General features: G+C 59.8%; 12 protein-coding genes. All 12 read left to right on the plus strand.

The window, feature by feature from the left end:
* Positions 1 to 38 precede the first annotated feature (38 nt).
* Entirely contained in the window at positions 39 to 887 is an 849-nt protein-coding gene (locus FW756_RS03620) for a hypothetical protein (protein WP_446428824.1), read from the plus strand.
* A gap of 105 nt (positions 888 to 992) precedes the next feature.
* A complete protein-coding gene (gene efp, locus FW756_RS03625; RefSeq protein ID WP_446428825.1) occupies positions 993 to 1,556 on the plus strand; it encodes an elongation factor P in 564 nt (187 codons plus the stop codon).
* A gap of 6 nt (positions 1,557 to 1,562) precedes the next feature.
* Complete coding sequence (nusB, locus tag FW756_RS03630) at positions 1,563 to 1,979, plus strand: transcription antitermination factor NusB (protein ID WP_446428826.1); 417 nt, start codon at positions 1,563 to 1,565, stop codon at positions 1,977 to 1,979.
* A 204-nt stretch (positions 1,980 to 2,183) separates the two neighbouring features.
* A complete protein-coding gene (gene pyrR, locus FW756_RS03635; protein ID WP_446428827.1) occupies positions 2,184 to 2,747 on the plus strand; it encodes a bifunctional pyr operon transcriptional regulator/uracil phosphoribosyltransferase PyrR in 564 nt (187 codons plus the stop codon).
* Positions 2,744 to 3,697 (plus strand): aspartate carbamoyltransferase catalytic subunit, encoded by a 954-nt coding sequence (locus FW756_RS03640; protein ID WP_446428828.1) that lies wholly within the window; start codon positions 2,744 to 2,746, stop codon positions 3,695 to 3,697. Before pyrR ends, FW756_RS03640 begins: the two co-directional genes overlap by 4 nt.
* Positions 3,697 to 5,091, plus strand: coding sequence for a dihydroorotase (locus tag FW756_RS03645; RefSeq protein ID WP_446428829.1), 1,395 nt, complete (start codon positions 3,697 to 3,699; stop codon positions 5,089 to 5,091). Before FW756_RS03640 ends, FW756_RS03645 begins: the two co-directional genes overlap by 1 nt.
* Positions 5,088 to 5,642 (plus strand): PH-like domain-containing protein, encoded by a 555-nt coding sequence (locus tag FW756_RS03650; protein WP_446428830.1) that lies wholly within the window; start codon positions 5,088 to 5,090, stop codon positions 5,640 to 5,642. The genes FW756_RS03645 and FW756_RS03650 overlap by 4 nt, the downstream gene beginning before the upstream one ends.
* On the plus strand, positions 5,639 to 6,163 hold the full coding sequence (locus tag FW756_RS03655) for a carbamoyl-phosphate synthase domain-containing protein (RefSeq protein WP_446428831.1): 525 nt from the start codon (positions 5,639 to 5,641) through the stop codon (positions 6,161 to 6,163). Before FW756_RS03650 ends, FW756_RS03655 begins: the two co-directional genes overlap by 4 nt.
* Positions 6,163 to 9,456: a carbamoyl-phosphate synthase large subunit gene (gene carB, locus FW756_RS03660; protein ID WP_446428832.1), complete on the plus strand. Its 3,294-nt coding sequence runs from the start codon at positions 6,163 to 6,165 to the stop codon at positions 9,454 to 9,456. Before FW756_RS03655 ends, carB begins: the two co-directional genes overlap by 1 nt.
* Entirely contained in the window at positions 9,453 to 10,304 is an 852-nt protein-coding gene (gene pyrF / locus FW756_RS03665) for an orotidine-5'-phosphate decarboxylase (RefSeq protein ID WP_446428833.1), read from the plus strand. The genes carB and pyrF overlap by 4 nt, the downstream gene beginning before the upstream one ends.
* Before the next feature lie 26 nt (positions 10,305 to 10,330).
* A complete protein-coding gene (gmk, locus tag FW756_RS03670) occupies positions 10,331 to 11,254 on the plus strand; it encodes a guanylate kinase (protein ID WP_446428834.1) in 924 nt (307 codons plus the stop codon).
* The gene (locus FW756_RS03675) at positions 11,251 to 12,231 is read left to right on the plus strand and encodes a multidrug DMT transporter permease (protein WP_446428835.1); all 981 of its coding nucleotides are present in this window, start codon (positions 11,251 to 11,253) and stop codon (positions 12,229 to 12,231) included. The genes gmk and FW756_RS03675 overlap by 4 nt, the downstream gene beginning before the upstream one ends.
* Positions 12,232 to 12,334: the final 103 nt, after the last annotated feature.

Here is a 12,334-nt window from a genome sequence, read left to right on the forward strand (position 1 = left end):
CGCGGTATGGTTCAGAACGAAAAGAAATGGGAGTGAAGATGAGCGATGAGCTTCAGCTGGCACGGCTGCTGTTCCCTGCCCTCGTGAGTGAACTCGATGACGCGTTTGCGGTGCATGCCACAGAGCCAACCCTCGCCGACACTGCTGATGCGGCCATTGCTGCTGCCGTGCAACAGTTCCACGACACCGAACTCGGACGCACTGGGTTTGATGCGTTTGAGGTGCCTGGGCGTAATGGCGACATCTCAACCAAGGTCGCGGTCGCGTTCGATGAAGTTCGTCGCATTATGACGTGGATCGGCGGCGACGTTCCAGAGCCTGAAGCGTTTGTCGCTGCTGGGGTTGACGCTGGCAAGCTCGGGACTGCGCTCGCTGGGAATTCAGACCTGGCAATCGTGCCTGCCCCACACGGTATTGGTGCAGAAGGCTGGCGAAGCCTATTTCGTGCCGCAGCACGGCAGCCCGGCAGCCAGCTTTCGCTTGCAGACCCACTCGTGCTTGCTGAAGAAATTGCGTTGTCTTTCCCGGTCCTCGATGAGGTGCCAGAGGGAGTTGTTCGCGTACCGATTGATGCAGCAGGCGAATCCAAGGTGTACTGGACGCTTCGTGCTATTCCGTCGGGTGCCGCGCCAGCTGTGCTCGGATTGAGTCACTTGCATGGCCCGCACTTGACGATTGCAGAGATGCTCATGTTGCAACTCATGAGGCTGACTCGCGGAGCGGATCCACTTGATGCGCGATCGTTCACCTGGCTTGATGGTGTGCTCACTGATGGGCGATTTGCTGCCCGTCACGTATTCGATGCGGGGGAACGAAACGTTCGGGTGACGAGTCGAGAAGTTGGAAATCAGGGTCCGCATTTGGGGGCCCGTCCGCCCGTGGGGTAGGTGACACCCTGGAATAAAACGTTCAGGCAAAAACGTGTTTGCCTGTGTAGACTGAATCGTCGCAAATTTGCGCTCGTACTTTATAGAATCCGGAGAATAACTGGTATGGCAACCTCGAACGACATCAAGAACGGCACCGTCATCAAGGAGAACGGTCAGCTGTGGAGCGTAGTTGAGTTCCAGCACGTTAAGCCGGGCAAGGGTGGCGCATTCGTCCGCACCAAGCAGAAGAACGTCGTGTCGGGCAAGATCATCGACAAGACGTACAACGCTGGTGCAAAGATTGAAACCGCGAACGTTGACCGTCGTGACTTCCAGTACCTCTACCAGGACGGTGCTGACTTCGTATTCATGGACAAGACTGATTACGATCAGATCAACGTTTCGGCCGCTGTTGTTGGCGACGCTTCGAAGTACATGCTTGAGAACCAGGATGCGCAGATTGCGCTCCACGAGGGTGAGCCCCTCTACGTTGAGCTTCCAGCTTCGGTAGTTTTGGAGATCACCTACACCGAGCCTGGCCTGCAGGGCGACCGCTCGACCGGTGGCACCAAGTCGGCAACGGTTGAGACCGGCGCTGAGATTCAGGTCCCGCTGTTCCTCGAGACCGGCACTCGCGTCAAGGTTGATACCCGCACGGGTGACTACCTCGGTCGCGTGAACGACTAAGCGCCGTTGTCAGCCCGTACTAAGGCGCGCAAGCGCGCGCTTGACATGTTGTTCCAGGCCGACGTGCTTGGTGTGCCTCTCTCCGAGGTGCTCACCGCAGAGGCGCGTCGCGCGGCAGGTGAGCCTGACCGTGCGGCCTCGTGGGTCTACGCCCGTGAGATTATCGACGGGGTCTCGGATCACCGTGACCAGATCGACGATCTTATTTCGACGTATGCCCAGGGGTGGACGATCGAACGCATGCCGAACGTGGACCGTGCGGTCCTGCGTCTTGCTGCTTGGGAGATCCTCCATAATCCAGAGGTGCCAACTGCGGTAGCTATTGATGAAGCAATTGAGCTCGTAAAGAACTACTCAACTGATGATTCGAGCCGCTTCGTGAACGGCGTCCTTGGCAAGATCGCGGATCACGCCAACGCATAATTCCAGCGTGAAACCCCCATGTCCCTCAGTGAGGGAGGTGGGGTTTTTGCGTATCTGCGGAGCGAGGCAGGCACCTGCTGGAGGGCAGCGGACACCCCGCCGCCGCCAGACGTTCGCGGAAGCCGTCTGAAAGTGCGATAGGCTAAAGGTTGTTTGTAGCACTTCTTTAAAACCGTCCAGTGAGGCGGAGAAGGGGGGCGAAGCGTGGGAGCGATTACGGTACTCGAAAGAGCCGAGATTTCGCGGGCGCTCACCCGTATCTCGCACGAGATCATCGAAGCCAACCGCGGCGTCGAGAATCTTGTCATTGTCGGCATCCCCACGCGTGGTACCACCCTCGCCCACCGGATCGCCGCCCGCATCGAAGAGATCGAAGGCACGCCAATTGAAGTTGGCATTCTCGATGTGACGATGTACCGAGATGATCTCGCAAACCATCCGACGCGAACCCCGCAGCCAACGGTAATGCCAGCTGAAGGGATCGACAATGTCACCGTGGTGCTTGTCGACGATGTCCTCTATTCAGGACGCACCGTTCGTGCTGCACTCGATGCGCTGAACGACCACGGTCGGCCAAAGGCAGTTCGCCTTGCGGCCCTCATTGATCGAGGTCATCGCGAGTTGCCGATCCGCGCCGACTACATCGGTAAGAATCTGCCAAGCGCAAAACACGAACGAATTTCCGTGCGACTCGAAGAGCTTGACGGCGTTGATGAAGTCACGATTTCTTCTGGTGAGTCTGCAGCAGCTCAGGAAGTGCAAGCATGAGACATCTCCTCGACACGAAGACACTGACTCGTGATGAGGTGCTCCTCATTCTCGACACTGCCGAAGACATGGCGGCGACACAGCAGCGTGAGGTGAAAAAGCTTCCTACGCTGCGAGGGAAAACCGTTGTCAACCTCTTCTTCGAAGACTCAACTCGCACGCGCATTAGCTTTGAGGCTGCCGCAAAGCGTCTGAGTGCTGACGTCATCAACTTCAGCGCCAAGGGTTCCTCGGTCTCGAAGGGCGAGTCTCTGAAAGACACCGCGCAGACGCTCCAAGCAATTGGCGCGGATGGCGTCGTAATCCGCCATCCAGCGTCTGGTGCACCCAATACGCTCGCGAACAGTGGGTGGATCAACGCAGGCGTGTTGAATGCCGGCGACGGTACCCACGCGCATCCGACGCAGGCATTGCTGGACGCCTTTACGATGCGTCGCCGTATTCACGGTGAGGCGAGCCGTGGTCGCGACCTCGAGGGGGTCAGCGTTGTCATCGTTGGCGACATTTCCCACTCGCGAGTGGCGCGTTCAAACCTCTGGTTGTTGAACATTCTCGGCGCAAAGGTCAGCTTCGTCGCTCCCGAAACCTTGATTCCATTCGGCGCGCGCACGTGGCCTGTGAGCATCTACCACGACCTTGATGAGGCGCTTCGTGTCGAGCGCCCTGACGTGGTCATGATGCTGCGAATTCAGACTGAGCGCATGCACGCAGCCTTCTTCCCGAACGAGCGTGAATACGCGCGCAACTGGGGTCTTGATGACCGCAGGCTGCAGCTCCTCACTGACGAGGCAATCATCATGCACCCCGGCCCGATGAACCGCGGCCTTGAGATTTCATCGGCGGCTGCCGACTCACCCCGCTCCACCGTGCTCGAACAGGTCGCCAACGGCGTATCGGTTCGCATGGCGGCGCTGTACCTGCTGCTTTCAGGCGAACGAGGAGATGCCTAATGACTGAAAACCCCGACATTCTTATCCGCGGTGCGCGACTCGCTACTGCGCTCACTGAGCGTGGCGCGGACGTCAGCGCTGCGCCTGCTGTCGACCTGCGGGTTTCTGGCGGCCGAATCGTGGAGCGCGTGGCACAGGCAGACGGTGGGCTCGTGGCGCGAGCGGGCGAGCGAGTCATTGAAGCTGACGGTCTCGTCGCCTTCACCGGTTTTGTTGATCTGCACACGCATCTGCGAGAGCCAGGTTTTGAGCAGTCAGAGACGGTACTCACCGGTTCGCGTGCTGCCGCAGCTGGCGGCTTCACGAGCATTTTTGCCATGGCAAACACGATGCCAGTGCAAGACACCGCCGGTGTCGTCGAGCAGGTGCAGGCGCTCGGTGATGCAGCTGGCTACGCAACGGTTCGACCTATTGGTGCGGTGACCGAAGACCTCGCAGGCGAGCGCCTGAGTGAGATCGGTGCGATGGCGAAGTCACGGGCAGCGGTTCGGGTGTTCTCGGACGACGGCAAGTGCGTCCATGATCCGCTACTCATGCGTCGAGCGCTTGAGTACGTAAAGACGTTCGACGGTGTGATCGCTCAGCACGCTCAGGATCCCCGCCTCACCGAGGGGTCGCAGATGAACGAGGGCGTGCTTTCAAGCGAACTCGGACTCAAGGGTTGGCCCGCAGTCGCCGAAGAATCGATCATCGCGCGCGACGTGCTGCTGGCAGAACACATCGGTGCACGCCTGCACATTTGCCACCTGTCGACCGCAGGCTCTGTTGAGGTGATTCGTTGGGCAAAGGGGCGCGGTATTCAGGTGACCGCTGAGGTTACGCCGCATCACCTCATCCTGACGGAAGAGACCGCACGAACGTTTGACGCTCGGTACAAGGTCAACCCGCCGCTTCGTCGCGACAGTGACGTACGGGCATTGCGTCAGGCTGTTGCAGAGGGACTCATCGACATCGTCGCAACTGACCATGCGCCGCACCCCGTTGAGATGAAAGACTGCGAGTGGGACCAGGCAGCATTCGGCATGGTCGGCCTGGAGTCGGCATTCCCGATCGTGCTCCACACCCTCATCAACGACGGCAATGCGAGCTGGGCAGAGGTCCAGGAATTGCTGTCACAGCGTCCCGCACGAATCGGGCGACTCGAAGGTCACCCGACCGAGCTTGAGCCCGGTCAGCCTGCCGATATTACGCTGGTCGACCCGACTGGCGTGAGCACATTCGATACCGGCCGCCTGGAAGGTCTGAGCATTAACTCTCCCTTCCTTGGTATGGAGTTGCCTGGCCGCGTGCACACCACGATTCGTCGCGGTTATGAGACTTTGACGGATGGTGCGCTCGTCGACGTTGACACCGTCTCGGCTGCTGCACGAAATATCGAGGTGAAGACCGCATGAGCCCGTTGCAGTACGTCTTGGTGATGGCCGCGATTGCGGTGCTCGCGGTTGGTGCAATGCTGCTTGGCTGGCGTGCACGATTTCGACGGAGCACTGAAAATGCAGTCGAAATTGCAGAGCTGACGGGCGAACTCATCGACCAGCTTGAAGACGTGAGCTACGTCTCCACGACGCCGGTAGGTCAGCCGTTTGACCGTGTAGCGCTGAAGGGCCTCACCTACCGCGGGAAGGCGGATCTCGAGATCCGCGCTGATGGAGTGCGGATCACCGTCACGGGTGAACCGGCTTTAACCATCGCAGGCGATCGCGTGCAGGGCTTTGCAGAGGCTGCTGCCCGAGCAGGCAAAGCAGTTGAGCCCGGCGGGCTCTCACTGATCGTGTGGCGCTCCGCAACTGCAGAAGACCAGTTGCTTGAAACTACTTTCCGGTTTGCTGGCGTGCAGATCCGTGATCGATTCGAGGCGGCAATTGCTCGTCTTGTTGAAATCAATGAAAACGCCGCAGCGCAGAACCACAGCTTGAATACACCCATGAACCAGGAGGACGCGTGACCGCGACAAATAACGAAGTATCGGTGCCACCGGCATCTGCCAAGGCTGAGGGCGCGGCAGTGCTCGTGCTTGAGGATGGCGCTCGTTACGAGGGTCGCGCATACGGCTCGACCGGCCAGGCGCTCGGTGCGATGGCTTACACCTCAGTGATTGTCGGCTACCAGGAAGTGCTGACCGACGCCGCGAACGCGGGCAAGATCGTCCTGTTTGCAGCTCCCCACGCAGGCATTACCGGCGCGAATGATAAGGACGCTCAGGCGGATTCGATTCTCGCGTCTGGTCTCATTGTGCGTGATCCTTCGCGCCGCGCATCGAATTACCGTGCGACGCGCACGCTCGACGAGGAGCTCGTTGACAACGGCACCGTCGGGATCTCGGGTGTTGATACCCGCGCGCTGAGCCGTCTCGTGCAAGGCGGCAAGGAAATTCGCTGCGGCATCTTCTCGGGCGCAGCGCTCGAACTTTCGAATGACGAACAGCTGGCACTCGTGACCGGCGCAACCACTGGAGAGGCGAACTAATGCCCAAGCGCCAAGACATTAACTCAGTTCTCGTCATCGGCTCTGGCCCGATTGTTATCGGTCAGGCGTGCGAGTTTGACTACTCAGGCACCCAGGCGTGCCGCGTGCTTCGCGAAGAGGGTGTTCGCGTGATCCTCGTGAACTCGAACCCTGCAACGATCATGACCGATCCTGACTTCGCTGATGCGACGTACGTTGAGCCGATTACTTCTGAGGTCATCGAGTCGATCATCATCAAAGAAAAGCCCGACGCTATCCTCGCGACGCTCGGTGGCCAGACCGCGCTGAACGCGGCGATGGAGCTTGACGCAAAGGGCATTCTTGAGAAGCACAATGTCGAGCTCATCGGTGTGAACATTGATGCAATTGAGCGTGGTGAGGATCGTCAGATCTTCAAGGAGCTCGTGCTTGAGTGTGGTGCTGATGTTGCTCGCTCGCACATTGCGAACACGCTTGAAGAGGCGAAGGAATTCGCGAAGGATCTCGGCTACCCGCTCGTCGTTCGTCCGTCGTTCACGATGGGTGGCCTGGGCTCGGGTTTCGCGTACACCGAGGAAGACCTGGTTCGTATTGCTGGCGATGGCCTGCACTACAGCCCGACCAGCGAGGTGCTTCTCGAAGAGTCGATCCTTGGTTGGAAGGAATTCGAGTTCGAGCTCGTTCGTGACCCAAGCGACAACATCGTTGTGGTCTGCTCGATCGAAAACTTTGACCCGGTAGGCGTGCACACCGGCGACGCGATTACGCTTGCCCCCGCACTCACGCTCACCGCGCCCGAGTACGAAAAGATGGTCGACATCTCGAAGCAGATCATCCGTAAGGTTGGCGTCGAGACCGGTGGCTGCAACATTCAGCTTGCACAGGACCCGAAGACCGGGCGCATCATCGTCATCGAGATGAACCCTCGCGTCTCGCGTTCGTCGGCACTCGCGTCGAAGGCAACTGGTTACCCGATTGCAAAGATCACCGCGAAGCTCGCACTCGGCTACCACCTGCCCGAGATCGACAACGACATCACGGGTGTGACCAACGCCAACGTTGACCCAGCCGTTGACTACGTTGTCGTGAAGGTACCTCGTTTCGCGTTTGAGAAGTTCCCGGCTGCGGATGACACGCTCACTACGACCATGAAGTCGGTCGGCGAAGCCATGGCAATCGGCCGCAACTTCTCGACCGCGCTGCAGAAGGCACTCCGTTCACTCGAGAAGCGTGGCACTTCGTTCCACTGGGGTGAAGACACCCGTTCGCTAGAGTCGCTCCTTGAAGGCATGGCTCGTCCGACCGACGGCCGTATCGTCGATATCCAGCAGGCGCTCCGCAAGGGGGCAACGATCGAACAGATCAACGCCGCGACCGATATTGATCCTTGGTTCGTCGACCAGATCGTGCTCATCAACGAGGTTGCGGATCGCGTAGCAGCTGCAACGCAGCTTTCCGCTGATGTGCTTGCAGAAGCAAAGGACCACGGGTTCTCGGACGTACAGATCGCGCAGCTGCGCGGTTCGAGCGAGTCAGAGGTACGCGGCCTCCGCCACGGCCTCGGCTTGCGCCCCGTGTACAAGGCGGTTGATACCTGCTCGGCTGAGTACTCGACCACCGTGCCGTACCTTTACTCCTCGTATGACTTTGAGAACGAGGCGCAGCCCTCAGATCGCAAGAAGGTCATCATTCTCGGCTCAGGTCCGAACCGTATCGGTCAGGGCGTCGAGTTTGATTACTCGTGCGTGCACGCGTCGTTCGCGCTGGCTGAAGCTGGCTACGAGACCGTCATGATCAACTGCAACCCCGAGACTGTCTCGACGGACTATGACACCTCTGACCGTCTCTACTTTGAGCCGCTCACGCTTGAGGACGTGCTCGAGGTCATCCACGCTGAGCAGGCATCGGGCGAGCTGGTTGGCGTCGTCGTTCAGCTCGGCGGCCAGACCGCTCTTGGTCTTGCGCAACCACTCAAGGACTCGGGTATCCCGATCCTCGGCACTACCCCTGAGGCGATTGATCTTGCTGAAGAGCGTGGCGCATTCTCCAACATTCTTGACAAGGCTGGCCTGCTCGCACCGCGCAACGGCACTGCTATTGACAAGGAAGGCGCGATCCGCGTCGCAGAAGAGATCGGTTACCCCGTTCTCGTGCGTCCGTCGTTCGTGCTTGGCGGCCGTGGCATGGAGATCGTGTACGACACCGAGTCGCTGCACGGCTACTTCGAGCGCATCGCTGGCCATGCACTGGTCGGCCCCGGCCACCCGCTCCTCGTGGATCGCTTCCTCGACGACGCAATCGAGATCGACGTTGACGCAATCTTCGACGGTGAGCAGCTCTACGTTGGCGGCATCATGGAGCACATCGAGGAAGCCGGAGTTCACTCGGGCGACTCGAGCTGCACCCTGCCTCCCATCACGCTCGGTCACGACCAGATCGCACGAGTGCGCGAGGCAACCCGCGGTATTGCAGAGGGCATCGGCGTTCGTGGTCTGCTGAACGTACAGTTCGCGATCGGCCAGGGTGTGCTCTACGTGCTCGAGGCAAACCCCCGCGCGTCGCGTACCGTTCCCTTCGTGTCGAAGGCGCTCGGTATTCCGCTCGCGAAGGCGGCATCGCGCGTCATGGCTGGTGAGTCGATCCAGTCGCTCATTGACTCGGGCCTGCTGCCTGAGCGTGATGGCTCGCGCACCCCGATCGATGCGCCGATCGCCGTGAAGGAAGCCGTGCTTCCCTTCAAGCGCTTCCGCACCAACGAGGGCCTGGTCGTTGACTCGCTCCTCGGCCCTGAGATGCGTTCGACCGGTGAGGTCATGGGCATGGACCGCGACTTCCCAACCGCGTTCGCAAAGAGCCAGTCGGCCGCAGGGAGCGAACTTGCAACCTCGGGTACCGTCTTCCTGTCGGTGGCGGATCGCGACAAGCGCTCTATCGTGCTCCCAGCACTGCGCCTGCAGGAGCTTGGCTACCGGATCCTCGCTACCCAGGGCACCTCGGTTGTCCTGGCTCGCAATGGCATCACTTCTGAGGTCGTTCGTAAGAACTCGGCATCGGCTGACGGTGAGACGATCGTCGACCTCATCAATAACAATGCTGTTGACATGATCATCAACACGCCTTCGGGAAGTTCGGCTCGTGCAGACGGGTATGAGATCCGCGCGGCTGCCGTAGCAGCTGGCAAGCCGATCTTCACCACTGTGTCGGAGCTTTCAGCTGCGGTTGGAGCGATCTCGGCTCAGAAGACTGGCTTCGATGTGAAGTCGCTCCAGGAGTACGAACTCGATCGTGTTGCTGCGCGTCAGGCCTCAGCTTGAGCGCGTTGACGTTTGGTGACCGGCTCGCTGCGGAGTTCGTAGCGGGCCGGCACCTGTGTGCCGGAATTGATCCACACGTGGGTCTTCTCGCAGACTGGGATCTCGCCGATGACGCGGCAGGCGCTGAGCGGATGGGCCGTGACGTTGTCGCGGCCGCCGCTGGCGTCGCCGCATGTGTGAAGCCCCAGATCGCGTTCTTTGAACGTTTCGGCTCGGCTGGATTCGTTGCGCTTGAGCGAATCTACGCTGATGCACGAGCGGCTGGAGTCCTCGTTGTCACAGACGCAAAGCGTGGTGACATTGGCTCGACCTTTGCCGCATACGCTGACACGTGGCTTGCTCCTGGATCACCGCTCGAGTCTGACGCGTTGACAGTGAGTCCATACCTTGGCTTCGGTGCACTTTCCGGCGCGTTTGACTATGTCAATGACCATGGCAAAGGCCTGTTCGTCCTCGCCGCGACGTCGAACCCTGAAGCGCGTGAGTTGCAGACCGCCACCCAGGAAGATGGTCGGACGCTTGCGAACGTCATGATTGATGAAGCGCTTGCTCATGGCGCGCCGTCTGATACCAAGGTGAACTCGGTTGGAGTCGTGCTCGGCGCCACACTGAAGCTCGCTGATTTTGGAATCGACGTCACCGCAAACCGTGATGGTGCGGCACTTCCTGTGCTCGCTCCAGGGTTCGGGCACCAGGGCGGACGAATTGAGGACGCGGGCGAGATCTTCGGCAACCTTGGCAAAGCGCTGCTCGCCAACGAATCTCGCAGTATCCTCGTAGGTGGAAGCGCCACGCTCAAGACGCGTGTGCGCGATCGGGCGGATGCCATTGCGCAGGCGCTCTCGTAAGACAAACAGCTGATTCAAGGAGATCAATGAACAGCAACGCCCAGCCCGCAGCGGGGGAAATGCCGGCGGTAGATCGCCGTGCTGCGACCGAGGCAGCCGTTGCTGCCCGTCGCGCCCGTGCAGCGCTCAAACAGCGTCTTCGGAGCGGAGAACTCTCACCGTTGAAGGCGCTCGAGTTTGCTCGGGTGCCAGGACATGCTGCTTCGACACTGCGAATCACTGACTACCTACTTTCATTCCCCGGCATCGGTGCAGTGAAAGCGGAGCGGATCCGTGATGACCTGAAGATCTCTGAGCGGAAGCGCCTCGGTGGGCTTGGCGACTTGCAGCGCGCGCGGCTTGAAGAGTTTGTGCGTGAACGTTCTGGAGCCCTTCCTACAGGGGATAGGCCGCCGCTGACGGTGCTCGCTGGGCCGACCGCTGTCGGAAAGGGCACTGTCGTGCAGCACCTGCGCGACAACTACCCGAACGTGAAGCTGTCGGTGTCTGCGACCACTCGCGATCCGCGACCAGGTGAGGTTGACGGCGAGCACTACTTCTTCGTCGATCAAGAAGGCTTCGACCGCATGCTTGCAGGTGATGAGCTGCTTGAGTGGGCCATGGTGCACAACAAGCACCGCTATGGCACGCCGCGAGGACCGATTGCTGAGGCGAGTGAGCGCGGTGACCTGGTGCTCCTTGAGATCGATCTCCAGGGTGCGCGTCAGGTTCGAAAGTCGATGCCCGACGCAAAACTCGTCTTTCTCGCTCCGCCGAGCTGGGATGAACTCGTGAATCGACTGGTCGGCCGTGGCACCGAGGATGACGAGGAGCGCGCACGCCGGCTAGAGACCGCAAAGGTTGAGCTGGCTGCCGCAGACGAGTTCGACGAGATCATCGTAAATGATGAGGTCCCGCGTGCGGCAGAGCGTCTGTTTGAGCTGATGCGCGGCGAGGATCACACCGCATGATGTTTGTAGCGGGGGAGACCGTAATGCCAGTGATGGGTGCGGTCTTCTCAGCTGCCGAATTGGCTGAAAACAGCGGTGCGTCGAAGTTTCTCGGCATTCCGTTGGCTCTCATAGGAGCTGTACTCTTAGCCTTTGGTGCGCAGTACCAGTCGCGCGGCGTCTCGAAGATTGAGAACACGCTTGGCAAGAGCGCGGGTGGGCTGTCCTTCAAACACCTTGTAAGTATGCTCCGCCGCCCCTCCTGGGTGGTGGGAACCTTGCTGCTCGGTCTCGCGGTCTTGTTCCAGATCGGATCACTTTCCCTCTCGCCGATTACCATCGTGCAGCCGATCGGTGTGGTCGGGCTCGTCGTAACCTCCGTACTGAATTCGCGGATCGCGAAGGTTCGTCTGGGGAAGCGAGTGAAAGCCTCCATCGCGTTGGCAGTCGTAGGTATCACCGCCTTTGTAACGATCGCTTCGTTCACCACGTATGACCGAGTGGTGACGGACAAAATGCTTATCGTGATCCTCATCACGTTTGCGGTGGTGTTGCTGGCATCACTGGTGATGTACGCCGTCACAAGGCACAGTGCGATTGCCCTGCTCCATATTGTCAGCGCAGGCATTCTCTACGGTTTTGTCGCCACCTTCGCCAAGGTGCTCATCAGCCGCTTTCAGCAAGAGCAGTTTGAGGCGTTGACCTGGATCTGTGTCGCGGCGCTTGCCATTGGCGGACTTGCTGGAATGCTGTTCGTGCAGAACGCGTACTCGTCAGGTCCACCGGATCTCGTCGTAGCGGGTCTCACGGTGATTGACCCGATGATTGCGGTACTGATTGGCATTGTGATCCTCCACGAAGCTGCAGGGGCATCCATCTGGGCCTACGTCGGCTTTGGCGTCACGGGTATTGTGAGCATGCTTGGAGTCCTCGGGCTTGCGAAATACCATCCTCAGGTTTCTGACCAGGGTGATTCAGCAGGCCGAGTAGAGGCGTAGACAGCGTAATTCACTGCTGACGACGCGGTTGCATTCAGCGCTTGGTAAGCCCCCCCAACACTTCTTTCTGGCTCTCTCGCAGCTCTGCGGGTGCTCTGGAAGC

This window comes from Leucobacter sp. 1207-22 (assembly GCF_052850455.1).

Coding starts and splice junctions, on each gene's coding strand:
- FW756_RS03620 (WP_446428824.1), top strand. CDS start 39: ATGAGCGATGAGCTTCAGCTGGCACGGCTGCTGTTCCCTGCCCTCGTG.
- efp (WP_446428825.1), top strand. CDS start 993: ATGGCAACCTCGAACGACATCAAGAACGGCACCGTCATCAAGGAGAAC.
- FW756_RS03640 (WP_446428828.1), top strand. CDS start 2,744: ATGAGACATCTCCTCGACACGAAGACACTGACTCGTGATGAGGTGCTC.
- FW756_RS03645 (WP_446428829.1), top strand. CDS start 3,697: ATGACTGAAAACCCCGACATTCTTATCCGCGGTGCGCGACTCGCTACT.
- FW756_RS03650 (WP_446428830.1), top strand. CDS start 5,088: ATGAGCCCGTTGCAGTACGTCTTGGTGATGGCCGCGATTGCGGTGCTC.
- carB (WP_446428832.1), top strand. CDS start 6,163: ATGCCCAAGCGCCAAGACATTAACTCAGTTCTCGTCATCGGCTCTGGC.
- gmk (WP_446428834.1), top strand. CDS start 10,331: ATGAACAGCAACGCCCAGCCCGCAGCGGGGGAAATGCCGGCGGTAGAT.
- FW756_RS03675 (WP_446428835.1), top strand. CDS start 11,251: ATGATGTTTGTAGCGGGGGAGACCGTAATGCCAGTGATGGGTGCGGTC.